Below are 24936 nucleotides of genomic sequence, written 5' to 3' on the forward strand. Positions count from 1 at the left end.
CCACGCCCAGGCGCTCCGCGAACGCTGGCTCGACCTGCGCCAGGCCCGCATCGACGGCATGGCGGCGGAGCTGGCCCGCGACCTGTCCGACGGCCGGCCCTGCGCGGTCTGCGGCTCCGACCACCACCCCGATCCCGCCTCCCCGGTCCCCAGCGCGCCCTCGGCCGACGACGAGCACGAGGCCGAGAGCGCCCACGAAGCCGCCCTGGCCCAGCGCGAGGCCGCCGAACGCGCCCTGGCCTCCCTCGAGTCCCGGCACGCCGACGCGGTCGAGGCCACCGGGGGGCTGGACGTCGGGACGGCCGAGGCGCAGGTGCTGGGGGCGGAGCAGGAGCTGGCCCGCCTCGAGGCGGTGGCCGACCGCGAGCCCGCCCTGGCCGCGGCGCTCGAACGCGTCGAGATCGAGCGCGAACGGGTCAGGGACCAGGCCAGGGAGATCGCCGAGACCCTCGCCGGCCACCGCGCCCACCACACCCACCTGGACTCCGAACGCACCCGTCTCCTCCAGACGACCCTGCCGACCGCAGACCCGGAGTCCGCACGGATGGACGGCCCGGCTGTGCTGGCGCGGGCCGAGGGGGAGTTGCGCAGGCTGCGGGCGTCGGCGGACGGGGAGCCGGTGCTGGCGCGGGAGGCGGCGGCGCTCGGCCGGGAGCGCCTGGAGCTGGAGGAGGAGAGGCGCCGGGTCGAGGCGCGGCTGGCCTCGTACCGCACCCGTCATGAGGAGCTGAGCGGCGACGCCGGGCGGCTCGGCGCCCGGCTGGACGCGGCGCGGGGCGACGACCCCACCCTGACGGCGCGTCTGTCGAGGCTGCACGACGAGGCCGGGCTGCTGCGGGAGGCCCTGGAGGCCACGCAGGCGGCGGTGGCGGCCATCGACGAGCTGGGCAGGGCCCGGCAGGCGGCGGAGGAGGCGGCGGCCGAGGCCGGGTTCGCGGACGTGCCGGAGGCGGAGGCGGCGTTCCGGAGTCCCGTGGAGCGGGAGCGGCGGGCCGAGGCGCTGCGGCGGCTGGACGACGAGCACGCCGCCGTCACGAGCGTCCTGGCCGACCCCGAGCTGGTCGCGGCCGCCGCCGCGCCCGCGCCCGACCTGGCCTCGATCGGGAGCGAGCGCGACCGGCTGGAGGAGGCGCACACGAGGCTGTCGAGCGCGCGCGACCGGGCCGTGGCCAGGGCGGAGCGGCTGGCCCAGCTGCACGGCGAGCTGTCCGATCGCATCGAGCGCTGGCGCCCGGCGGCCGAGCGGCACCGGCTGGCCGAGCGCATGGCGGCGCTGGCCAGCGGCACGTCCGGCGACAACCAGTGGAGCATGAGCCTGTCGTCGTACGTGCTGGGGGAGCGGCTGCGGCAGGTGGTGGACGCCGCGAACGAACGGCTCGACCACATGTCGGCGGGCCGCTACCTGCTGCGCCACGACCTGCGCAAGACGGCCGGGTCCCGGGGGCGCTCCGGGGGCGGGCTGGGGCTGCGGGTGGCCGACGGGTGGACCGGCGTCGACCGCGACCCGGCCACGCTGTCCGGCGGTGAAAGTTTCATCACGTCGCTGGCGCTGGCACTGGGGCTCGCGGACGTCGTCACGGCCGAGGCCGGGGGCACCGAGCTGGGCACGCTCTTCGTGGACGAGGGCTTCGGCACGCTCGACGAGGACACCCTCGACGGCGTGCTGGACATCCTCGACGGGCTGCGCGACGGCGGGCGGGCCGTGGGCATCGTCAGCCACGTCGCCGAGCTGCGGTCGAGGATCACGGCGCAGCTCAAGGTCACCAAGACGCGCGCCGGGTCCACCGTGTCGCTGTCAGGGGTGGGCTGATCGGCGACGGCGGCGCGATCTCGCGTAGATTGCTCGCACCGAACCCCATGAAGGAGTGGAACCCATGCGCGTCGTCGTCACCGGAGCCCATGGCAAGGTCGGCCGGGCGGCCGTCAAGGCGCTGGCCGAGGCCGGTCACGAGGTGACCGGCGTGGATCTCACGCGCCCGATCTGGGAGCGGCACGAGCCCGGCGAACCCGCCTACAAGCAGGCCGAGCTGACCGATGCCGGGCAGGCGTACGCCGTGGTCCACGGGGCCGACGCGGTCGTGCACGCCGCCGCCATCCCCGACCCCACCGCCAACGCGCCGCACGTGGTCTTCCAGAACAACCTGATGGCCACGTTCAACATGATCGAGGCGGCCATCCGCCTGGGCGTCCCCCGCTTCGTGAACATCTCCAGCGAGACCGTCCCCGGTTACTTCTTCGCCGACCGGCCCTTCCTGCCCGACTACGCGCCGGTGGACGAGGAGCACCCGGCCCGGCCGCAGGACCCGTACGCGCTGTCCAAGCACTTCGGCGAGCAGCTCATGGACGCCGCGGTGCGCCGCTCCGACATCAGGTGCATCTCGCTGCGGCCGAGCTGGGTGCAGCACGAGGGCAACTACGAGCGCAACATCGGCCCGCAGGTCCGCGACGCCTCCTTGATCGGCGCGGGGCTGTGGAGCTACACCGACGTGTACGACCTCGCGGACGCGATCGTCCTGGCCGTCGAGTCCGGCCTGCCCGGTCATGAGGTGTTCTACATCGCCGCGCCCGACAACGCGGGCGGCCACGACTTCGCCGTCAAGCTGCGGGAGCACTACGGCGACCGGATCGAGCTGCGGCCGATCTCCCGCCCGGACTCCTCGGGCATCTCGTGCGACAAGGCCCACCGCCTGCTGGGCTGGACCCCGAAGCGGTCGTGGCGCGACTACCTGGACGAGAACGGCCGTACCCGCCGGGGGTGACGACTCAGCGTTCGAGTGAGGTGATCAGCTCCGGCAGCGTGGCCGGGTCGTGGAACAGGGTGGCGCCCAGACCGGCGAGGCGGTCGCCGGGGATGAGGCCGCCGGCGAAGGCCAGGCAGCGCATGCCGGCGCGCATCGCCGCGGTCACCCCGAACGGGCTGTCCTCCACCACCACGCACCGCTCCGGCTCGGCCCCCAGCGTGGCCGCCGCGTGCAGGAACAGGTCCGGCTCCGGCTTGCCCCTGGCGACGTCCTCGGCGCTGAACACCCGCCCGTCGAACCGCCCGGCCAGCCCCACGAGCTCGAGGCTGTTGCGGATCACGCTGTGCCGGCCGTTCGAGGCCACGCAGCTCGGCACGGTGAGCCGGTCGAGCGCCTCCTCGATGCCTCGGACGGCGCACAGCTCGGCCTTGACCGCCGCCGTGTACTCGGCTCTGAGCTGATCGCGCCAGCCCGGCGGCGTCTCGCCCACCTGCTCTTCCCAGTAGTCGTTCGTGCAGCCCACGAACCGCTCGATGTACTCCGTCTCGTCAATCGACCAGCCCAGGCGGCGCAGCGCCGCCGTGCCCACGCGTACGGAGATCGGCTCGCTGTCCACGAGCACCCCGTCGCAGTCGAAGATGACAAGATCGACAGCCAAAACCCGTTCCCTTCAGAGGTGTCTTTTCGCTGGTGATAGCTTCTTCGTATCGCTTCACAAGACGCTATTCCGCATAGTGAGACAAATGTGACAACGTCCCCCCAAGTCGCCGCACCCAGCCGGTCAAGGATCGCGGCCGCCAGCCTCATCGGCACGGCGATCGAATTCTATGATTTCTACATTTATGGCACTGCGGCGGCCCTGGTGCTCAACAGCGCGTTCTTCCCCGGCATGGACCCGGTGGCGGGCAACCTGGCGGCGTTCTCGACGTTCGCGGTGGCGTTCCTGTCGCGCCCGCTCGGCTCGGCCCTGTTCGGGCACTGGGGCGACCGGGTCGGCCGCAAGTCCATGCTCGTGGTGTCGCTGCTGGTGATGGGGCTCTCCACGGTCGCCATCGGGCTGCTGCCCGGCTACGCGGCCATCGGCGTGATCGCGCCCGTGCTGCTGGTGCTGCTGAGGTTCACGCAGGGCATCGGGCTCGGGGGCGAATGGGGCGGCGCGGCGCTGCTGGCCACCGAGCACGCGCCGCCCGGCAGGCGCGGGCTGTACGCGATGTTCCCGCAGCTCGGCCCGTCGGCCGGGTTCATCGTGGCGAACGGGCTGTTCCTCGTGCTGGGGGAGACGCTCAGCGATGAGCAGTTCGGGGCGTGGGGGTGGCGGCTGCCGTTCGTGGCGAGCCTGCTGCTGGTGATCGTCGGCCTGTACGTACGGCTCAAGATCTCCGAGACCCCGGTCTTCCAGGCGGCCATGGACCAGCAGCGGATCGCCAAGGTGCCGGTCGTGGCCCTCCTGCGGCAGCAGTGGCGGCGCGTGCTCCTCGGCGCCGGCGCCATGACCGTCGCCTACACGCTCTTCTACACCGCCACCACCTACTGCCTGGCGTACGGCACTACCTCGCTCAAGATCCCGAAGACCACCATGCTCGGCCTGACCATGATCGGGGTCGTGTTCATGGCCGCGGGCACGGTGGTCTCCGCGATGGTCTCCGACCGCCTGGGCCGCCGCCGCACCCTGCTCACCGGGACGGGCGTGGCCGTCGTGTGGGGGCTGGTGATGTTCCCGCTGATGGAGACCAGGTCCGTGCTCCTGGTGGGCGTGGCGCTGGCGGGGGCGCTCGGCCTGATGGGGCTGGTCTTCGGGCCGATGGGCGCGTACCTGCCGGAGCTCTTCAAGACCCAGTACCGCTACAGCGGCGCCTCGGTGGCCTACAGCCTGGGCGGCGTGCTCGGCGGCGCGGTGCCCCCGCTGGTCGCCACGAGCCTGCAGGCCGGCGGGGTGGGCGTGATGGGCGTCGGCGCGTACGTCTCGGCGATGGCCCTGCTGAGCCTGCTCTGCCTGCTCGCCCTCCCCGAGACGGGCGAGGACAGCCTCCAATAGTGCTTTGTCAGGTCGGCGCGTCGTGGGCAGCGAGCGCTGCGGCAGCCAGGGCGACGGCTATGCCGGCGGCGGTTCCGGGCGGCCGTTGGCGACCCAGGTGGGGTGGAAGCGGCGGAAGATGATGCTCATGTTCTTGTCGCTGCCCGAACTGTTCTGCTCGCCCCACTCGATGGCCGCGCCGACCTGATTGTCGGCGGTCTGCAGCATGCTGGAGTAACCCCCTTCGACCCCGTTCACGTTCGGCCTGCCGTCCCGTCCCTTCGGCTGGGGCGCGGGAAAGTCGCCGAGCAGGCGAGTGTACGGCCAGCCGACGCCGTCGTCATAGCTCATCCAGACGCGCATGGGGGTCCGGCTTCGAGAGCCGCTGCCCGGGTGGGGGCCGAGGAACAGGATACGGTTCGGCGACCCGGCGAAGCGCAGCGTCGAGGCCTGGCAGTCGGGATCGGGCAGGACACGGCCGTCCGGCTCGAGGTGATCGGCGTAGCCGGAGAAGCCGCCGTCGAGGGTGCCGGTGGCGACCAGCCGCTTGAGCAGCGGCGGATCGCCGGCGTTCGCGAACCTGGCACGATCGTTGCGATACAGGTCGCCGCTGAACCGCTGCAGGATCGTGGCCTCGTCGGTCTTGGTGACGTCGGTGTTCGTCAACTCCTGGTAGCGCCAGTCAGTATCCCCTGGCCGCTTGTAGATGTTGCGCCACTTGGCCGGGATGACCAGCGTTCCGTCGGTCATCTTGATGCCGGCGCCGGGGCCGATCGAGTCGTTGAACCATTTCCTGTTCAACGGATCGCCCGGGTCCTTGTGCGGTTTGAGCGTGTCGGTCTTGTCGGTGAAGGTCCAGCCGGCGGTGGGCAGGCCGTTGGCGTCGGTGGCTGACGAGGCCACCCACACCGTGCGGTCGTCCCAGCTGTCGAAGTCGCCGACGCTCTTCCAACTGGCCGCCATCCGGTTGAAGAACAGGTAGACGGTCTGCCCGTCGAAGACCGCGGTGGGGTTGCCGACGGCGTCCGGCCACCCGGTGGCCACCGCCTTGATCCCGGACCAGGTGCCGGGTTTGCCGGAGTCCCTGGAGGTCTTGTAGATGAGGTCGATGTTGCCGTAGTCGTCGTTGTCGCCGACCCGTCCTTCGGCGAAGGCGATGACCGTGTTCCCCTTGGTGCGGATCACGGCCGGCGCGCGGAAGGAGTGGTAGTCGACCCGGTAGGCGCCGTTGACGTAGGCCTCGTTGCCTCCGTCGAAGAGCACTTCTGCGGAGGGCGTGGACGCCGCATCGGCCGGAGTCGCTACGAGGAGGCTCGCGGCGGCCAGCGCGATGGCCGCGAGCGATCGGACACATAAAGGTCTCACCGTGCGAAAAGTACAACTATCTGTTGACCGTGGGAAATTTGGGACAGAAGAGGCCAACAACTGGGTGTGCGGCGCGGCAGTACTCCCGCACGCTCGGGGTCGGGGTGTGAGCTCGCCGTTCGTCTTCCTGCGCGGGACACCGGGTCCCCGCCACCGCGACCGCACCCTGCCCGGGTGGCGGCCGAGCGCACGGTGGCCCGGCAGGTCAAGTACTGGCCCCCGCCTGAACCGGTACGCCACAACAGCCGCCAACAGACCTGACAAAGCACTACTAGGGGTTGTCGTAGCCGGGGAACAGGAGGGACAGTTCCCGCGGGTACGCGGCGATCAGGCGAAGCTCGTCGTCCGTGAGCGGGCGGCCGGTCATGGCGTTGCAGAGCTGCGCCAGCCGGAACGCCAGGTCCTCCTCGCGGACCTCCACGCCCAGCCCGTCCATGACGTGCCGGAAGCCGGCCTTGCCGCCGTACTCGCCGGTCAGCACCACCCGGCCGTCCCGCGCGTGCCAGTCCTGCGGGAACGGGCCCAGCGTGGCCTCGTCGTACAGCTCGTAGTTGCCGTGGTCCTTGAGCGCGCCGTCGGCGTGGATGCCGCTCTCGTGCGCGAACGCGTTGCGTCCCACCCCGACCTGGTTGTACGGCAGCGGCTGCCCGAACGCGTAACCGGCCCACAGGCCGAACCTGCGCGCCCATGACAGGTCGAGGGCGTCGCCGATCTCCGCGTCGAGCCCGAAGCCGTGCCGGAAGGCCAGGACGGTCGAGAGCAGGTCGGCGTTGCCGGAGCGCTCGCCGATGCCGTTCACGCACGTGTTGATCCACGCGTCCTGCCCGGCGTCGAGGTCGCCGAGGGCGCCCGAGACGGAGTTGGCCACGGCCATGCCCAGGTCGTTGTGGCAGTGGGTCTCGACCGGCATCGCGGTGGCGGCGGCCAGCTTGGCGAGGCGCTCGCGGATCCTGTCGGGCGTGTCGCCGCCGATCGTGTCGCAGTAACGCACCCTGTCGGCGCCCGCCTCCTTGGCCGCCAGCGCGAACTCCAGCAGGAACCCGTCGTCCGTCCTCGAACCGTCCTCGGCGTTGACCCCCACCGTCTCGGCGCCCGCGGCCTTGGCCGTGCGCACCGCGGCCGTCATCTCCCTGACGATCGCGCCCCTGTCCAGCCGTCCCCGGAACTTGTTCTGGATCATGTAGTCGGACGTCGAGATGGACAGGTTGTAGTGCCTGAGCCCGAGCGGGGCCGCCTTCTCGACGTCCTGCGGCACACCCCGGCACCAGCCCGACAGCCGCAACCCGCCGAACGCCCCCGCCTCGGCCAGCGCCACCTGCGCCTTGACGTACGGGACCTCGTGGAACAGGAAGGGGAACCCGATCTCGGACTGCGCCACGCCGAGCTTGGCCAGATAGAAGTTGACCATGGTCTTGCCGAACTTCGACAGGCCGGTGCGCGCGGTCTGCACGCCGTCCCGGTTGGTCACATCGAGGAAGTGAACTTTTGGCATGCCTTCACGTTGACACGCTCGTTCAACGTGTATCAATATTGATTTTCATCAACCATCTTGTTGGGCTTCGGAGGGACTCGCCGGCGTGGAGTGGATCGACGCGGCCACGGCGTCCGAGCGTCTCGGCGTCAAACCGGCCACCTTGTACGCGTACGTGAGCCGGGGGGTGCTGCAGCGGCGGCACAGCGACGACGGGCGGCGCAGCCTCTTCTCGGCGGAGGAGATCGAGCGCCTCGCCCGCCGCGGCCGTCCCCGGAGCCAGCCGCCGGAGCTCGTCATCGAGTCGGCCATCACGGCCCTGGGCGTGGACCGGCCCCATTACCGGGGCCTCGACGCGCTGGGGCTGGCGCTCACCAGCGACTTCGAAACGGTCGCCGCCTGGCTCTGGACCGCCGACCCCTCCCTCTGGCACCCCCCATCCCCACCACCCCCACACTCGCCCACCACACCGGCGGACCCACGCCCGTCTGCCACCCCCGCCCGCCAAGGGCACCCGCACCCGTCCGCCACGCCGCCGGATCCGCACCCGCCCGCAGCCCCCGCCCACCGACCCGACCCGCACCCGTCCGCCACGTCGGCGGACGCGCATCCGCCCGCGCCCCCCGCCCGCCAAGGGCACCCGCACCCCTCCGCCACCCAAGGGCACCCGCACCCCTCCGCCACCCAAGGGGACCCGCGCCCGTCCGATCACCAAGGGGACCCGCGTCGCGTGGCGGAACCTGCCGCCTCCGGCCCGCATGCGGCCCCTCACCCCGCCACAGGGCCGAGCGCCCAAGGGGTGCGGATCCACTGGCCGGAGCCGTGGCGGTGCGAGAACGATGCGCTGCGGGCGGCCGTGACCGCCCAGCGCGGCCTCCCCGACGACCTCCTGCCCCTCGACCGGCTGCAGGTGATCATCACGGTCCTGGGCGCCTCCGACTCCCTGCGCTACCAGCTCGACCCCGCCTCCGTAGCCGCGACCGGCCGCCGCCTGATCGCGGGCCTGGTCGACGCGCTCCCGCAGCTCAGCGAGCCCCAAGGCGACTCGATCGCCGAGCGGCTCTGGTCCCGCCTGTGCCCCCACCCCGCCACCCCCGGCCTCCTGAACGCCGTCCAGGCCGCCCTGGTCCTGCTCGCCGACCATGAGCTCGCCGCCTCCACCCTGGCCGCCAGGGTCGCCGCCTCCGCCAAGGCCGACCCGTACGCCGTCGTGCTGACCGGGCTCGGCGTGCTGGGCGGCCCGCTGCACGGCGGCGCGTCGTACGGCGCCGAACGCCTGCTCGCCGAGGTCGCCGAGCCGCACCAGGCCGCACGGGCGATCGCCGAGCGGGTACGCCGTGGCGAGCGCATCCCCGGCTTCGGCCACAGCGTCTACAAGAACGGTGACGCGCGCGGCGCTCTCCTGCTCGACCTGGTCAAGGAGGCGGCGCCGGGGCACGACCGGATCGCCGCCGGGGTGGCCGTGCTGGAGGAGATGCGCAGGCGCCGCCTCCCGGAGCGCAACGTCGACTTCGCCCTCGCCACCCTCACCGCCGTCAGCGGCATGGTGAGCGGCGCGGGCGAGGCCATCTTCGCGGTGGCCAGGGCGGCGGGGTGGCTGGCGCACGCGATGGAGGAGTACGACCGAGGCACCCTCCTCCGCCTACGCGCCTCCTACACGGGCCCACCCGTCAAGTGACCGCCTCGGGCCCGCCCGTCAAGTGGGCACCCACACGGCCGCCCGTCAGGTGGGCATCCTCGGGCCCGCCCGTCAGGTGAGCGCCCCAGGGCCGCCCGTCAAGTGAGCGCTGCCGTCGTCCTGTCGACGTAGGCGGCCAGGGCGCGCACCCGGTCGGCGTGCTGGTCGTGCCCGACGATCACCGGCGGCTCGTTGTACGGCATCGCGTCCGACGACCGCCGCAGCTTGATGTACTGCCCGCAGGCGTCGATCGCGTACGGCTCCATGTCGTCCTGCAGCGCCCCGATCACCGTGATGCCGTACGTCTCCCCGATCCGCCTGAAGAGCGCGACCGCCTCCCTGCGGTGCTCCTTGCCCAGGTTGCGGCCCAGCTCGTCGAGCACCAGGCACAGGTGACCGCCCCCGGACGAGGCGATGGCCGCCGCGCACACCAGCTTGACGGCCTTCTCGTCCATGAGCGCGGTGTTGGCCCGCCGGTTGTACGGCACGAACCCCTGCCCCTCGCCGCGCCGCCACTTCGGCGTCACCCGCCACTGCCAGCGCTGCTCGGGATCGGCCGGCGCGGGCGGCACCGGGAACTCCAGCGTCGCCCCGTAACCCCCGTACGACGTGTCGAGCTTCTCGAACTCCTCCGCCACCCGCGTGAGCCGCGCCTTGATCGCCGCCGTCAGCGCCGCCCGGTGCACGGCCGTCGACTGCGCCGCCTCCTCGGCGCCCCTGGCCGCCGCCGACAGGTCGCGCTGCCGGGTGACGACCTGCGCCTCGATCTGGCGGCGCTGGTGCCGTTCGTACTCCTCCTGGCCCCGCAGGTAGGAGGCCAGCGCCCCGCACACCGCCGCGAACGTCGCCTGCTCCCGAGCCGTGCTCCCGCCCCGCTCGCTCAGCAGGAACCGCAGCTCCTCGGGAATCTCCGCGTCCTCCTCCGGGAACGTGTCGCGCAAGGCCTGGTCGAAGTGGCGTTCGGCGACCCGCCACCACTCCTCGGCCGCACGTGGCCGCTCCTCCTCGGGCAGCGCGTTCAGCCATTCGCGGGCCGTCTCGACCGTGCCGCCCCAGTCGGCGGCCAGCGCGTCGAGCTTGAGCGCCTCGCGCTCGGCGCCGACCTTGGTCTCCTGGTCGCGTGCCTGCGTTCGCTCGGCCTCGTGCCGGTGCCGCCGCCCCTCCAGGCGTTCGATCTCCATGTCCCTGGTCCGGGCCCGGAAGTCCAGCGCGCCGGCGTGCCGCTCGGCCTCGGCCACCTTCGGCGCCAGCTCCTCGATCGCCGCGTTCAGCTCGGTCAGCCTGGCTCGCCGCTCGCCCAGCTTCGCCTCCAGCTCGGCCAGGCGCACCCCGGCCCTGGCCCCTTCCAGCCGCCGCTGCGCCTCCGCGACGTCCTCTTCTCCGTCGCGTACGGCCTGCGCCGCCGTCTCCTGGACGTCCTTGGCCCGGTTGAGCCGCAGCTCGGCGGCCTTGATCCGGGCCTCACGCCCGGTCGCCACCCCGTCGAACGCCCCCACGACGCTCACCCCGGCCGAGCTGACCAGCACGGACCCGGGCAACTCGGCCAGGGCGGCAGCGGCGGCGTCGAGCTGCGCGGCATCCACGATCACCGCATGCTCGTTCGGCCATCCCCGCAAATCCCCCAACGCGACCCCGGCCAACTGTCCACCGGTACCACTCACCGCGCCGTCGCCGGGCGCCTTCCCGTAGCGTGCCTTGAGGGCGGCGCCGAGCGCGTCGGCATCACCCGGCCCAGCAGCAGCCCCGGTCGCCCCAGCGGCGGCCGAGGTCGTTCCGGTCGTCCCGCGTAGTGCCCGGCCTCCGCCGGCGGACTGTGCCGGGGGTGTGTGGGCGGCGTCGCGCGCCTGCTCGGCCACGTCGAGCGCGTCCAGCAGGCCGGTCGAGCCGATGCCCGCCGCCGCCAGCGCGTTGAGCTGGGCCGCCGCCGGACCGCCCTCGGCGTCGTCCAGCGCCGCCTGCGCCGAGGACACCTCCTGGTCGGCCACCCCGAGCGCCTTGAGCGCCTCGTTCAGCCGCAGCCGGACCTCCCGCAGCTCCCGCTCGGCCGTGGGCACGTCACGCCCGTCCGCGAACCTGCGCGTCTCCTCCAACGCCGGGATCAGACCACGCAGCTCGTCGGCGGAGTTCTCGGCCACCGCACGGTCGGCGTCCAGCTTGGCCGCCCGCGCCTGCTGCGCCGCCAGCTCCTTGCGGGCCTGCGAGACCTGCCTGTCGAGGGTGTCCTCCCGCAGCGTGCCGATCTCCGCCTTGACCATGGCGATCGCCTCGGCCGCCGCCTCTCCGGCCGCGTGGTGCCGTTCCAGGTCGGCGGCCAGCGCCTCGTCCTTGCCCGCCGCGTCGGCCAGCTTGCGCGCCTGCCTGCCGCGCCAGCACCGCAGCGCGTCCGCCAGCCGGATCCTCGCCTGATCACGCCGGTCGAACGTGGTCACCAGCGCCTTCGACTCCGTCTCGAACTCCGCCAGCCGTTCGGCCGCCTGCGCGGCGCGCACCCGCTTGGCATGCTCGTCGCGGCGGGCCTCCCGCTCCTGCTCCAGCTCGGCGTCGAGGCCGGTGAGGGCCGCGATGGCCTCGAAGACGCGTTCGGGCGAGATCTCGTTGAGCGGCTGGGAGAGCAGGTTCGTGGCGACCTTGCTGCGTACGGAGGTGGACAGGAACGACACACACCTGACCCTGTCGCCGTAGAGCACCTTGGTGAGGTCGCGTGCCACCACGTCGCGCCGCCCGGCCGACTTCGGCAGCGTCGCCCAGATCTCGTCGGCGCGTGCCACCCGCTCGGCCTCGGACGGGGAGGCCGCCAGATGCACCCCTTCCCGCCACCGGATCTCCAGGTGCGGCGCCTCCTGGTTGACCTTGAGCCACACGGTGAGCGCCCCGCCCGAGGTGTCGGGCACCTCGAACAGCTCACCGCTCAGCCCATCCCCGGCCACCTGACTCTCGAGCGCGAACTCGCCGCCCCCGCTGCCGCCGCCACCCGTGGCCGCTCCGTCGCCTGCCGCGCTGGTTGGCGTCGCGCCACCCTGGGTTGTGGTGCCGGCTCGGGCGCGGTCCGACGAGTCACCGTCCTCCGCACCAGCGCCCGCCGCCTCCGCCGCATCGTACGGGGCGAAGCCGTCCATGCCGGGCGGGCCGAAGACGCCCACGATGTAGCCGTGGTCGGCGCTCGCCCACTGGCGGGATCCGGCGCCGCTGGCCAGCTCGGCGTTGAAGAGCAGCTCCGACACCGCCTTGGCGCCCGAGGCGAAGCGCCACTGCTCGTCCCCGAGCAACGCCGTGATCGAGGCGATGAACGACGACTTGCCCGCGCCGTTGGAGTCCTTAGGTCCGGCGCCCGCCACGACGATGAGCGTGCCGGGGACGGTGGGCACCGGATGGGTCGAGAGCCGCGAAATGTTGACCGCCTGCACAGCGATCAGCACCCGGTCTCCGACGACGTTCTCCACCTGCGACACCTGTTACCCCCGTAGTCCTTCCATCAGTCATGACGCTGAATCTGTGTGCCGTCGTGGTCACTTCGCCGATCTTCGGGCTCGTACGGCGGCCGCCAGCGGCGTGTTGGGCCCGGCCGCCAGGATCAGCTCCTCCTGCAACCGCCGCCGGGCCGCCGGGGTGAGCCGGTGGAACTGCGGCCCCGGCACGTAACCGCCCGCCTCCTCACCGGCCTTGACCTGCCCTATCAGCCCCGCGTGCCGCAACGCCCGCAGCGCCGCCTCCAGTTCGCCGATCGGCAGCTGGGTGTGGCGGCGCAGCTCGTCCACCGGCGTGGGGTGCGGCGACAACCACGAGTCCTCGGGCAACAGCCCTTCGGCCCTCGGGATGGCGACGGAGTGCACCAGGACGAGCGTCAGCACGGCCCGCTCGCTCACCCCCAGCCGCGGGCCCGCCGGAGCAGCGGGCCGAACGCCAGGAGCCACCGCCCGCACGGCCACCGGATCGCCACCCTCGCGCCGGGCCCCGCGTGGGGTCGCGTGCGTCGCCTCGGGCGGGACCTCCTGCGTGGCTTCGCGCCCGCCGTCGGCCGTGGTCGTGCGTGACGACTCGTGCGGGCCCTCGTGCGGGCCCTCGTGCGGGGCCTCATGCGCGGCTTTGCGTGGGATCTCGTGCGTGTCCTTGTGCGGAGCCTCGGTTGCGGATGTCGTGAGGATGGCGGCTCGGGTGTCGTCGTAGCCGGAGGTCCAGCGGTCGCGGTGCTGGATCAGCGTACGGCCGCGCCTGGCCAGCATCTCGCTCACCGTATGGCGCAGCGCCGGGTCGCGCAGGGCGGCGAAGCGGACCTCCTGCACCGGCTCGGCGGCGTGCTCCACCACCATGTACGCCGCCACCAGCTCCGCCCGCCGCCGCTCGTCATAAGCCCCCAGCAGGTCGTCGAACTCCGCGGACCCGCCCTCGACCCGCCCCCCGAGCCCCGCGTCCGGGTCGGGGACGGGTTCGGCCGGGTGGGCGGCGGCCACGATGTCGGCGTCGCCGACCACGGTGAGCTCGGGACGTTCGGGCTCGGGCAGGCGGCGGACCAGCTCCTGCAACTGCGCGTGCGACTCGACCGGCCACAGCGCGCAGCGCGGGCCGAGGGTGACCACGCCGTCGTCCACGACGACCCACGCCGAGTCGTGCAGGCGCCGCATCGCGCCGATCGCCCAGTTGCGCATCAGGTCGTCGGTGCGGCCGATCAGCGCCCGGTACGTGTCGAGCACCAGCTCCACGGGCGCGGGCTCGCCCGGCCACGGGTCCACGGACAGGTCGGTCCAGCAGCACTTGAGCACCGCCGCCAGCACCCGCCTGGTCTCGCCGGACCGCTCCACCGGAACGGGCGACACCTGGTACTCCTCCAGTAGCGACGGCGTCACCCCGTCGGGCCACACCGGCAGAGCCTGCCCGGTGGAGTCGGGCCGCGTCAGCCGCACCATGCCCGGCGGCGCGGGCTCTCCGGCCGCCAGCCACAGCGGCCCATCCGAGCGCACCCGCACATGCGCGGCGGGCCCGTCAATGGCACCCGCCCGAGCCCGCGTCTTCGCCACGCCCTTCGGACGAGCCCCCGCACGGGCGCCGTCGTCCTCGGCGCCCGTCGAGCGCCCGCGTGCCGACGTGCCCGCCTGCTCGCCCCCACCTCGCCGACCGACTGTGCCCGCCTGGTCGGCCGTGCCCGCCTTCGTGGTGGGCGGCGTCTCCGGAGTATGCGGTGTCTCCAGAGCGTGCGGCGCCTCCGGAGTATGCGGCGCCTCCGAGGGGTGCGGCATCTCCGGGGTATGCGGTGCCGGTTGGTCGGCGGGCCGAGGCTCGGGCCGGGGCTCGGTCCGTACGGCCGGGGTGTCGCCCGCCGAGAGCGCAGGAGCATCCGGCGCGGCCGCTTCCGTACGCCCGGCCTCCGGATGGGTGGGGTGCGGGGTGGGCATCAGGTGCGCTCCAAGTAGCCCTGGGAGAGCCAGGCCGGCTCGCGGTCCGGGTCGATCGAGATCCCGTCGGACCACCTCAGCCGGTAAGGCAGCTCAGGCCGCAGGTCCACGGTCGTCAGGTCGGCCAGCACGCGACGCGCCGAGGGCCAGTCGGAGCCCAGCACGTCGGCCAGCGCCACCCGCGGGGCGTCGCCGAGCAGCGACTCCGCCACCTCGCGCAGCCGCTCCATGGCCGCGCTGAGCGAGGCGTCGAGCGAGTCGCCGGGACCGGGGTCGGGGAGGTTGGAGCGCGGGGGAGTGGGCTGGGCGGGAGCGGGGCGCGGGGCCTCGTCCACGGCGCGGGCGATGGCGGCCGGATCGTGCCACGGCGCGGGCACGTCGAACACGAACCCGTCGAGCACCGCCGCCAGCTGCTCCCGCGACGCGGTCTGCGAGAACGTGCGCCACGTCTCCGTGGGCAGCAACGTCAGGTTGCGGGTGGTGCCCGCCGAGTCGGCCAGGCGTCCGGCGGCGCGGCGGGAGGCGTCGCTGTAGGCGTAGATGGCCGCCCGCAGGTCGGTGCAGACCCGGTCGAGCTCCGGCCATCGGGTCAGGATGGTGCCGTGCAGCCCCTGCGCGCGCCGGGCGATCTCCTCGGTGCCCCACAGCTTGGGCGCCTGCTCGCGCAGCTCCTCGATGGTGCCCGTGGTGAGCGTGATCAGCTCCAGCGCCCACAGCCGGAACGCCCGCGCCAGGTTGACCGCGCTCTGCCTGGCCTCCTCCATCGTCGTGCGGGGGTCGGCGACGTTGAGGTCTTCGAGCGCCAGCAGCCGGTGCATCTCCGACTGCCCGCCGTCGGACATCATCCGCCGGATGAACATCAGCCCGACCACGCTCGTGAACGACGCCCGGTAACGCAGCTGGTTGGGCTTGGGGAACACCTCGCGGATGGCCCCGAGCCCCTTGAGCACCCGCAGCCGGTTGTCGAACTGGTCGCCCGGATAGGCCCGGCACACGAAGCGCATCTGCTCGTGCGTCATCCACTCCTCGCCCGCCTCCGCGAACGCCGAGAACAGCGTCTCGGCGATGTCGACCAGGGCGGGGTCGTCGACGACCGCGCCGCTGTCGCGCGCCAGCGCGGCGAACATCCGGCGGTAGGTCGACAGGACCGCCTCGTCGGTGAGGACGGCGTCGAGGGTCAGGGGCTGTTCGGACACGGGCACTAAGGTACGGCTTCGCGCCGACAGTCTCGGCACACCACAACCACCTCACGAGCCCTACCAGCCGGTACATACGCACAAGCGACCGGTGAGCGCTAGTGTGATGCCCGATAATACGGGGGCAAACGCTCTGTAATCGTACATACGGGGTGAGTTACGCGTGCAGTTGCGCATGCTCCGAGGTGACCGAAGCACGGCCGTGATCGCCGGGGTGGTCGCCGTGGTCCTGGTGGCCGCGGCGGCGTGGTTCGGCGTGGGCGTGTCCAGCGCCAACCCGAAGCTGGCCGATGTCGGCGCCTGGCTCTGGACCCGGGCCAAGGGCAAGATCGTGCACGTCAACGGCCTGTCCGGCGAGGTCGACGGCTACCTCGGCGACAAGGCCGGCCGGCAGTTGCGCGTCGTGCAGGACGGCGGCAACGTGCTGCTCGTCGACGACGCCACCGGCTACGTCAGCCGCGTCGAACCCAGCCAGCTCACGGTCTCCCAGACCCGCGACCTCGGCGCGGCCGGCCTGCAGATCGCGGTGTCCGGCGACACCGGGTACGCGGTGGACCCGGCCTCCGGCAAGGTCCAGCGGATCGACCCGGCCACGCTCAACTCCGTCGGCGCCCCGATCACCCTCCCCGGCCCGCTCGGCGCGGCCCGCATCGACGGCGGCGGCCGCCTGTGGGTCCCCGTGACCGCGAAGGGCCAGGTCGTACCGGTGTCGAACGGCGCCGCGGCGAGCCCGCTCAAGGTCGGCGAGCCGGGCGAGGAGCTGGCGGTCACGATCGCCGGCGGCCTGCCCGTCGTGGTCAACAGCCGGGCCGCCACCGCCACGGTCATCGGCGCGGACGGCGGGGTCGGCGAGATCACCCTGCCCAAGGGCGTGGCCCAGGCCGCCAAGGGCGGCGCGCTCACCCCGGCCACGACGGAAGGCCCGCTGGTCCCGATCCTCACACCCGGCGGCTCGGGGCTGCTCGTCGTGATCGACACCTCGTCCAACTCGGTGCTGAGCACCAAGTTCGAGTCGCAGGACGCCGCCAAGCTCGGGGTGCCGCAGGTGCTCGGCAGCAAGGTGTACGTGCCCGACCAGGGCAAGGGCTCCCTCATCGTCTGGGACAGCGCGGCCGGCGGCCGGCCGACCACGCTCCAGGTGACCCAGGCGCCGGGCCCGGTGGACGTGTTCGTCAAGGACGGCCTGCTCTGGGCCAACGACGAGAACGGCGACAAAGCGGTCGTCATCGACCCCGAGGGCCGCAAGCACGACGTCGACAAGGACGACTCCGACGTACCGGGACCGACCAGCACGCCCAAGCCCAAGCAGACGCCGCGCCCGGACCCGTCCAAGACGGACGCCCGGCCCGACCCCGTACCCACGAGGACGGAGCCGCGCCCCACGGAGACCCGTGAGGCCGAGCCGACCCGCGAGGCCGAGCCCACGCCGACCCCGAGCCGCGAGCCCACCAGGTCGCCCACGCCGACCCCGTCGCCCAGCGCGCCGTCCGCGCCCGGCGCGGTCAGCGCCAGGTCCGGGCCGGGCAAGGTGACGGTGACCTTCAGCCCGGCCACCGGCGGCAAGGTCGAGCGGTACACCCTGAAGACCTCGTCCGGCGCCGGCCGGTCCGTGCCGCAGTCGGTGGACGCGAACGGGCCGTTCCAGTTCGAGTTCACGGGCGGGGACTGCGCGAACGAGTACACGTTCGTGGTGGTCGCGCACTGGGCGGGCGGCGAGGTCGAGTCGCAGCCCAGCGCCGGGGCCAAGCCCTGCGTGGCGCCCGGCTCGCCGACCGGCTTCGCCGCCAAGGCCAAGAACCGGGGCGCCGAGCTGAGCTGGAGCGCCCCCGCGAACGCCGACGACGGCGTCACGTACGAGCTGACCGGCGCGGCCACCAACAACGGCATCAAGGGCACGTCGTTCACGGTGGACGGGCTGAAGAACAACCAGAAGCACGCGTTCAAGCTCAAGGCCAGGAACGCGGCGGGGGAGAGCCCCGACGTGGCCACGACCGAGGTGGACCTGGCCTACCCGAGGCAGCAGTACAAGAACAAGAACAACGCTCAGACCAACACCCTGATCCGGCCCACCCCCGCCAAGAACGGCGACGACAACGTCGGAAAGATCCCGAAGGACCAGTACATCACGGTGACCGTGATCTGCCAGGTCAAGGGCCAGTCTGTCACCGAGTCGCAAGACGGCAGCACCAGTGACATTTGGAACAAAGTTGAAACGCAGTACGGGAACGGGTGGCTCAGCGACACTCTGGTGGCGACTCCGGACGGCGGCTTCCCCGAGGGGCCGCTCTTCGAGTGCACCGACTGAGGAGGGGGGGCTCAGTTGACCCAGTACAACTATCAGGACCAGTTCGAGCAGACCGTGCAGCCGTACCAGCAGCAGGGGCTGGAGCAGTCCTACCAGCAGCAGCCGCAGCAGAGCGCGCAGCTGGCCGGGCAGTTCGCGCAGCGCTTCCAGCTGCTCGCCGGCAACATCGAACGCATCATCCGGGGCAAGCACGAGGCGATCGAGCTGGCGCTGATCAGCCTGTTCTCGGAGGGGCACCTGCTCGTCGAGGACGTGCCCGGCACCGGCAAGACCACGCTGGCCAGGTCGCTCGCGGCCAGCGTGGACGCCGAGTGGCGGCGCATCCAGTTCACGCCTGACCTGCTGCCCAGCGACATCACCGGCGTGTCGATCTTCAACCAGGCGCACCAGAAGTTCGAGTTCCACCACGGGCCCGTCTTCGCGAACATCGTGCTCGCCGACGAGATCAACCGCGCCTCGCCGAAGACCCAGGCCGCGCTGCTGGAGGTCATGGAGGAGCGCCGGGTCACGGTGGACGCCGAGCCGCATCCGGTGCCCAGGCCGTTCATGGTGGTGGCCACGCAGAACCCGGTCGACATGGACGGCACGTACCCGCTGCCCGAGGCCCAGCTCGACCGCTTCCTGATGAAGATCTCCGTCGGCTACCCCGACCACGTCTCCGAGGTGGAGGTGCTCAAGGGCATGCCGACGGGGCCGCAGGTCGAGCGGCTGCCGGTGGTGGCGCGGTCGTCGGACGTGGCCGGGATGATCGACTTCGCCTCCCGGATCCACGTGGCCGATGCCGTGTACGACTACATCGTCGCGCTGTGCTCGGCCACCCGTACCAGTCCTCACCTGCGGCTCGGGGCCAGCCCCCGGGGCAGCCTGGCGTTGTTGCGCGCGTCCAGGGTCAAGGCCGCCGCGGCCGGCCGGCACTACGTCGTGCCGGAGGACGTGAAGGCGCTGGCCGCGCCCGTGCTGGCGCACCGGCTGATCCTCACGCCCGAGGCCGAGTTGCGCGAGGTCACCGCCGCGGCCGCGCTCGGCGAGATCCTCGCCGGGATGCCGGTGCCGCAGGCGGCGTAGGTGCCCACCCCGCCACCGGCTCCCTGGCAGCGGCTCACCGCGGTGCTGACCCCGCTGGGCTGGGGGACCCTCGCCGGGTCCCTCGCGCTGTACGCGGCGGGGTTCGCGCTCGGGTATCCCGAGCCCGTCGTGCTCGCCACCGGCGGCCTGCTCGCGCTGGCCGCCGCGCTCGCGTGGACCGCCCCCAGGCCCAGGCTGGAGGTGCGGCGCGAGGTCACGCCCCTGAAGGTGCCGCGCGGGGACGCCGCCGTCGCCGTCCTGAACGTGACCAACCTCGGCCGCCGGGGCCTGTCCGGCCTGCGCGCCCAGGACCGGATCGGCGCGGCGGAGCACACCGTCGACCTGCCCAGGCTGCCGAAGGGGGCCGTCCGCACGGTGTCGTACCCGCTGCCGACGGACGTCCGCGGCGAGATCCCGGTGGGGCCGCTGCTGCTCGTCCGGGCCGACCCGTTCGGGCTCACACGCCGCGTCAGAGCGTACGGCTCGCCCGTCACCCTCCTGGTACGGCCCCGCACGGTCGCCCTCCCCGTCCCCCCGTCCGGCCGGGCCCACCACCTGGAGGGCCCCACCAGCGACAACGCCCCCAGCGGCACGGTCACCTTCCACACCCTGCGCGAGTACGTCGTCGGCGACGACCTGCGGCACGTCCACTGGCGGTCGAGCGCCCGCACCGGGACGCTCATGCTCCGCCAGCTCATCGACGCCAGCCTCCCCACCACCACTGTCGTCCTGGACACCCGCGACCTCACGGAGCTGGCCGTGGACGCCGCCGCCTCGGTCGCGCTCGCCGCCGCCACGGCGGGCTTCCCGGTACGCCTCGTCACCGGCGACGGGCCCGTACCGGACGCCAAGGACCCTGAGACGGTGCTGGACCGCCTGGCCCTGGTGTCGACGGGCACGGGCGGCGTCACGGAGCCGACGCGCCTGGCCAGGGGCGGCGGCTCCCTGGTCCTGGTCACGTCGGACCCGGCGGAGGCGGGGCGGGTCGCGGGGGTGCGCCGCCGCTTCGACCGTGTCATCTGCGTCTACGTCGGCCCCGGGGCGGTCGCGGTCCCCGGGGTGGCGGTCCTGCCGATCGGCTCCCTGGACGCGCTCCCGCTGGCCTGGGGATCCCGATGACCACCCAGGCCCCCAGGCGCGGCCGCCGGCACGGGCGCGCGCCGGACGCGGCCACGCCTGGCGAGGCGGCCGGAGGCCGGACGGGCAGTGCGCCGTCGGGGGGTGCGGCCGGTGGGGTGCCGTCCGGGGGTGTGGCCCCTGAGGCGTTGTGGCGGCGGATCGCGGGGGCGGCGCTGGTGGCGGCCGTCGCCGGGGCGGCCGGGTGGGGGTTCCATCGGGTGTTCCCCGGCACCGAACTGCTGACCGCCGTGATCCCCGCGGCCATCGCCCCCGCCGTCGTCGCCGCGACCCTCGGCCGGCGTCCCCTCTGGCTGGCCCTGCTCCTGGACGTCGTCCTCTGGTTCGCCGGCACCGTCCTCCTCTACCAGGCCGCGAACCCGGGTGTGTTCGCCGACGTGGCGAACTCCTGGCATGCCCTGCTCACCACCCTCCTCCCCGCCCAACCCGAGCCGCACCTCCTCGTGCTCGTCCACACCCTCGTCTGGGCGGCCGCCGTCATCGGCGCCGAGACGCTGGCCCGCACCCGCACCAGGATCGCCGCCGCAGTCCCGGCACTGGTCGTCTACGGCACGGCGCTCGTGCTGGGCGTGGACGGCGAGGGCTCGAACGTCCCCGTGGCGGGCGCGCTGTTCGTGCTGATCGCCGCGCTGGCCCTGCTGCGCGACGACCGCTCCCCGCTCTGGCTCCTGGCCGGGTTGCCGGCCGCCGCCGCGCTGGCCGCGCTGGCGCTGGTCGTGGGCCCGCTGCTGCCCATCGCCGCGCAGCCGTACAACCCCCGGCAGGACGCCGACCTCCCTCCGCCGCGGCGCGTCGACAGCGTCAGCCCGCTGGACCGGGTCTCGGCGTGGCTGCAGATCCCCGACAGGGAGCTGTTCACCGTCAAGGCCGACAAACCGCTCAACTGGCGGCTGGCCGTGCTCGACCGGTACGACGGCGTCCGATGGACCTCCGGAGCCCGGTTCCAGCCCACCGGCGGCCGGGTGCCCGAGGCGGACTGGACGGGCAAGGCGGAGGTCGTCCATCAGAAGGTGACGTTCGACGGGCTCCCGGGCACCTGGCTGCCCGCCGCCGAGCGGCCGGAGCGGGTCGAGGGCGTGCGGGGGCTGGTGGTGGACCCCGAGAGCGGCGCGCTGCTGGCCGGTGCCAAGCCCGCCAAGGGGTTCAGCTACGAGGTGACCTCGAAAGTGCCCCGGCCGTCCAAACAGGAGCTGCTCGACGCCACGCCCGCCGCCGACCCGGGGCTGACCGCGTTCCCGGCCGGGCCGCAGCAGCGGCTGTTCCGCAAGCTCGCCCAGGAGGCCACCAAGGGCGCGACCGCGCCGATCACGCGGGCGTACCGGCTGCAGAAGTACCTGCGCACCAACGCCAGTTACGACGTCACCGCGCCGCCGGGGCACTCGCTCAAGGGGCTGGAGTTCTTCCTGCAGACCACGCACCGGGGGACGTCGGAGCAGTTCGCGACCACGTTCGCGCTCATGGCCAGGACGCTCGGGCTGCCGTCGCGGGTGGTGGTGGGGTTCAGGCCGGGTCAGGCGTCCGGCGGGATTTATCACGTTAAATCTGGCCATGTGATGGTGTGGGCAGAGATCAAGTTCGACCGGCTCGGCTGGCGGCCGTTCTACCCCACGCCGGGCCGCAGCGGCGCCAAGGACGATCATGACGTCGTGTCCTCGGCCATCGAGGAGAGCGAGGAGCTGGAGGGCGAGTTCACCCAGGGCGGGAGCGACCGGCCGAAGACCTCCCAGCCGCAGGCCACGGGGGACGGCCAGGAGCCGTCGAGCGGCCCGGCGATCTGGCTGATCGCGTCGGTGGCGGGCGGGGCGCTGCTGGTGGCGTACGCCGGGGTGGTGGTGGCCCTGCCGTGGTGGCGCAGGCGCAAGCGCCGCCGGGCCGAGGGGCCCGAGCAGCGGGTGCTCGGCGCGTGGCGGCAGACCTGCGACGACCTGGGGCTGAGGGGCCGGTACGCTCTGACGGCGGCGGACGTCGTCGCCGGGCAGGCAGGCTCGGGTGATATTTCCACTCACATCCAGCCATTGGCTGAAATTTCGAACTTCGTACGGTACGCCCCGGACGCCGTCACCGAGGACGCCGCCACCGCGGCCTGGCAGCGCAGCGACGCCATCCGCAGAGCCGTACGCGCCAGAACCCCCCTGACCACCCGCCTGCGCAATCGCCTCCTGCTGAGATGACGGTGACCATGAGAAGCGTGGAGTCCCAGCTCCTGCACCGCCCCCCGGGCCTGGCGGCCGGTGAGATCGTCAGGCATCTGGCGGCGATGCAGGCCCAGGACGTCCCCTCCGCCCTGCTCGCCTTCCGCGCCCGCTCCGCCACCCTCACCAGGCAGGACGTCGAGGCAGCGGTGACCTCCCGCGAGATCGTCAGAACCTGGGGCCCGCGCGGCACCCTCCATTTCGCGCACGCCGACGACCTGCCCTGGCTGCACGCCCTCACCGCCCGCGCCACGAACACCCTGCGCCGCCTCCACGAGGAAGGCGTCACCGGCGACGACCTGCTCGGGCTCATCGCCGGAGCCCTCGAAGGCCAGGGCCCGCTCACCAAGGCCGACCTTGAGGAGCGCCTGGCGGGCCGGGCCACCGGCCAGGGCGTCGTGCACCTGGTGGGGCTGGCCGCCCACCACGGCCTGGCCGTGCTGGGCCCGCTCCGCGCGGGCAAGCCCACGTACGTGCACGCCGCCGACTGGCTGGGCGCCCCCATCACCCCCGAGCCCGACCGGGACCGCGCGCTCAAGGAGCTGGGCACCCGCTACCGCCGCGCCCACCGGCCCGCCGAGCCCGAGGACCTGGCCGCCTGGTCGGGCCTGCCGCTCGGCGAGGCCCGCACGGCCTGGCGCCTGAGCGCCGCCCCTCCGCCGCCCGCCTTCGCCGAGGAGGAGCCGGTGGCCCGCCTCGCGCCCGCCTTCGACGAGTACCTGATGGGCTGGCGCAGCCGCGACCCGATCCTGGCCGCCGAGCACGCCAGGAAGGTGTTCCCCGGGGGAGGCGTCCTGCGGCCGGTCGTGCTGGTGGGCGGTGTGATCAGGGGCGTGTGGGGGCGCAAGGGCGCGCGGGCGAGCGTCGAGCCGTTCGACGAGCTGCCGGACGGCCTGCTCGACGCCGAGATCGCCGACGTCCGCCGATTTCTGGAATGAGAGCGTGAAAGCAAACCGGTGCATCGGGTGATAAGAGATGACCACTGATTCACCGGAAGGCAGCGCATGACGGGGGAGACCATCGCGACGCCGGCCGCCTGGGCGGCTCGCGCGCACGTCCACGGGGGGACGCGCAGCTCGCCGCCGAACGTTCTCGACGACGCCGACGGTTTCGCCGCGGTGTTCGGGGCCCACTTCGGCGAGATCCACACTTACGTCGCCCAGCGGCTCGGCCCCGACCACGCCGAGGACGTCGTGGCCGAGACGTTCCTCACCGCGTTCCGCAAGCGGGCGCAGTACGACCCGGCCCGCGCGAACGTGCGCGCCTGGCTGTACGGCATCGCCACGAACCTCATCGGCAAGCACCGCCGCCTGGAGGCCCGCACCCTGCGCGCGCTCGGCCGCTGCGCCCCCGACCCCGAGTCCCCCGGGCACGAGGACTCGGTCGCCCGCCGCGTCAGCGCCCAGAGCCTGCGCCCCGAGCTGGCCGCCGCCCTGGCCGAGCTCGACCGCCGCGACCGCGACGTCCTGCTGCTCGTCGCGCTCGCCGGGCTGAGCCACGACGAGATCGCCACCGCGCTCGGCATCCCGTACGGCACCGTCGGGTCCCGCCTGAACCGGGCCAGGAAGAAGCTGCGCGCCCTGCTCGGCGAGATCGAGGTGTTCGTCCGTGGATGAGATGGAGCACATCAAAGACCTGTACGGCCGGCCGCGACCCGACCCGGACGCTCAGGCCAGGGTGTGGCGGCGGGTGACGGCGGCACGCAGGCGCAGGCGGCTGTCGTGGCTGGTGCTCCCCGCCGTGGCGACGGCCCTGGCGGCGGCGTTCGTGATCTGGCAACCGGCACCCTCCGGACGATCCGTGCTGCTGGCGGCGGCCGGCACCGCCGCGTCCGGCCGCGTTCCGGACGGGACGTACTGGCACATCAAGAAGGTCCGGGACGGGTCCCAGGTGGTCGGGCTCTGGGCGGCCAGGGACGGCCGGGCGTGGACCCTGGAACAGGGCCGGATCACGCAGGTCAACGGACGGTCGGCGTTCAGCATGGCGGGGCGTGACCTGACGTTCCAGCAGATCGAGAGCCTTCCCACGGACCCGGACGCGCTCAGGGAGCGGGTGGCGGGCATGCTGCCGTCCAAGGGCCTGCTCGCCGACGCGCTCAGCGGCCTGCTGTGGACCAAGCCGTCCCCGCCCGCCGTGCGCGCCGCCGCCTACCGCGTGCTCGCCGACCTGCCCGAGGTCCGTTACCTGGGCGAGCGCGACCGCGGCGAGGCGTTCTCGTACGCGCTGCCCGACGGCACCCAGCGGACGCTCGTCATCGACCCGGCGACCTCGCAGGTGCTCTCCCGCACCGACGACGGGCCGTCCCCGGGCACGGAGCGCGTGATCGAGGCGGGCTGGACCGACCGGGGTCCCCGCTAGAGCATTCCGACGCCGGCGCGTGGGTTT

17 protein-coding genes are annotated in these 24936 nt (G+C 73.1%); 11 read left to right on the forward strand and 6 right to left on the reverse strand.

The features are described from left to right. Positions 1-1810 (forward strand): SbcC/MukB-like Walker B domain-containing protein (locus ACWDX9_RS28795; RefSeq protein WP_449959317.1); only part of this gene is annotated, 1810 nt, incomplete at its 5' end. A gap of 55 nt (positions 1811-1865) precedes the next feature. Continuing rightward, positions 1866-2759 (forward strand): NAD-dependent epimerase/dehydratase family protein, encoded by an 894-nt coding sequence (locus ACWDX9_RS28800; RefSeq protein WP_449959319.1) that lies wholly within the window; start codon positions 1866-1868, stop codon positions 2757-2759. A gap of 4 nt (positions 2760-2763) precedes the next feature. Here the strand turns inward: ACWDX9_RS28800 and ACWDX9_RS28805 are convergent, their stop codons facing one another. After that, entirely contained in the window at positions 2764-3399 is a 636-nt protein-coding gene (locus ACWDX9_RS28805; protein ID WP_449959321.1) for an HAD family hydrolase, read from the reverse strand. An 87-nt stretch (positions 3400-3486) separates the two neighbouring features. On the opposite strand from ACWDX9_RS28805, the gene ACWDX9_RS28810 reads away from it, so the two are divergent. After that, positions 3487-4776: an MFS transporter gene (locus ACWDX9_RS28810; protein ID WP_449959323.1), complete on the forward strand. Its 1290-nt coding sequence runs from the start codon at positions 3487-3489 to the stop codon at positions 4774-4776. Positions 4777-4833: 57 nt separating this feature from the next. On the opposite strand, the gene ACWDX9_RS28815 is transcribed toward ACWDX9_RS28810, so the two are convergent. After that, positions 4834-6120 carry a sialidase family protein gene (locus ACWDX9_RS28815; protein WP_449959325.1) on the reverse strand — a complete coding sequence of 429 codons (1287 nt, stop codon included), beginning with the start codon at positions 6118-6120 and terminating at the stop codon, positions 4834-4836. Positions 6121-6391: 271 nt separating this feature from the next. Continuing rightward, on the reverse strand, positions 6392-7612 hold the full coding sequence (locus ACWDX9_RS28820; protein ID WP_449959327.1) for a LeuA family protein: 1221 nt from the start codon (positions 7610-7612) through the stop codon (positions 6392-6394). An 85-nt stretch (positions 7613-7697) separates the two neighbouring features. Between ACWDX9_RS28820 and ACWDX9_RS28825 the strand changes: the two genes are divergently transcribed. Then, entirely contained in the window at positions 7698-9269 is a 1572-nt protein-coding gene (locus ACWDX9_RS28825; RefSeq protein WP_449959329.1) for a citrate synthase, read from the forward strand. Between the two features lie 98 nt (positions 9270-9367). Here ACWDX9_RS28825 and ACWDX9_RS28830 read toward each other — a convergent pair whose 3' ends face one another. From ACWDX9_RS28830 to ACWDX9_RS28840, 3 genes are read right to left on the reverse strand one after another with little or no spacing between them, the layout of a single operon-like run. Then, the gene (locus tag ACWDX9_RS28830; protein ID WP_449959331.1) at positions 9368-12718 is read right to left on the reverse strand and encodes a chromosome partitioning protein ParA; all 3351 of its coding nucleotides are present in this window, start codon (positions 12716-12718) and stop codon (positions 9368-9370) included. A 57-nt stretch (positions 12719-12775) separates the two neighbouring features. Next, on the reverse strand, positions 12776-14656 hold the full coding sequence (locus ACWDX9_RS28835; protein ID WP_449959333.1) for a hypothetical protein: 1881 nt from the start codon (positions 14654-14656) through the stop codon (positions 12776-12778). Then, a complete protein-coding gene (locus ACWDX9_RS28840) occupies positions 14656-15852 on the reverse strand; it encodes a hypothetical protein (protein ID WP_449959335.1) in 1197 nt (398 codons plus the stop codon). The genes ACWDX9_RS28835 and ACWDX9_RS28840 overlap by 1 nt, the downstream gene beginning before the upstream one ends. 175 nt (positions 15853-16027) lie before the next feature. Between ACWDX9_RS28840 and ACWDX9_RS28845 the strand changes: the two genes are divergently transcribed. The 7 genes from ACWDX9_RS28845 (at position 16028) to ACWDX9_RS28875 (ending at position 24909) form a co-directional block, all read left to right on the forward strand. Then, positions 16028-18157 (forward strand): hypothetical protein, encoded by a 2130-nt coding sequence (locus tag ACWDX9_RS28845; protein WP_449959337.1) that lies wholly within the window; start codon positions 16028-16030, stop codon positions 18155-18157. Between the two features lie 15 nt (positions 18158-18172). Beyond that, a complete protein-coding gene (locus ACWDX9_RS28850) occupies positions 18173-19222 on the forward strand; it encodes an AAA family ATPase (RefSeq protein ID WP_350722330.1) in 1050 nt (349 codons plus the stop codon). Next, positions 19223-20341, forward strand: a complete 1119-nt coding sequence (locus tag ACWDX9_RS28855) for a DUF58 domain-containing protein (protein ID WP_449959339.1) — start codon at positions 19223-19225, stop codon at positions 20339-20341. After that, a complete protein-coding gene (locus ACWDX9_RS28860; protein ID WP_449959341.1) occupies positions 20338-22530 on the forward strand; it encodes a DUF3488 and transglutaminase-like domain-containing protein in 2193 nt (730 codons plus the stop codon). The genes ACWDX9_RS28855 and ACWDX9_RS28860 overlap by 4 nt, the downstream gene beginning before the upstream one ends. A gap of 17 nt (positions 22531-22547) precedes the next feature. Further along, positions 22548-23489: a winged helix DNA-binding domain-containing protein gene (locus ACWDX9_RS28865; RefSeq protein ID WP_449959343.1), complete on the forward strand. Its 942-nt coding sequence runs from the start codon at positions 22548-22550 to the stop codon at positions 23487-23489. Between the two features lie 66 nt (positions 23490-23555). Next, complete coding sequence (locus ACWDX9_RS28870) at positions 23556-24167, forward strand: RNA polymerase sigma factor (protein WP_363965482.1); 612 nt, start codon at positions 23556-23558, stop codon at positions 24165-24167. Further along, positions 24160-24909 carry a hypothetical protein gene (locus tag ACWDX9_RS28875; RefSeq protein WP_449959345.1) on the forward strand — a complete coding sequence of 250 codons (750 nt, stop codon included), beginning with the start codon at positions 24160-24162 and terminating at the stop codon, positions 24907-24909. Before ACWDX9_RS28870 ends, ACWDX9_RS28875 begins: the two co-directional genes overlap by 8 nt. Positions 24910-24936: the final 27 nt, after the last annotated feature.

The organism is Nonomuraea sp. NPDC003201 (assembly GCF_053590415.1).

Coding starts and splice junctions, on each gene's coding strand:
- ACWDX9_RS28870 (WP_363965482.1), top strand. CDS start 23,556: ATGACGGGGGAGACCATCGCGACGCCGGCCGCCTGGGCGGCTCGCGCG.
- ACWDX9_RS28835 (WP_449959333.1), bottom strand. CDS start 14,656: ATGCCCACCCCGCACCCCACCCATCCGGAGGCCGGGCGTACGGAAGCG.
- ACWDX9_RS28860 (WP_449959341.1), top strand. CDS start 20,338: ATGACCACCCAGGCCCCCAGGCGCGGCCGCCGGCACGGGCGCGCGCCG.
- ACWDX9_RS28820 (WP_449959327.1), bottom strand. CDS start 7,612: ATGCCAAAAGTTCACTTCCTCGATGTGACCAACCGGGACGGCGTGCAG.
- ACWDX9_RS28845 (WP_449959337.1), top strand. CDS start 16,028: ATGCTCCGAGGTGACCGAAGCACGGCCGTGATCGCCGGGGTGGTCGCC.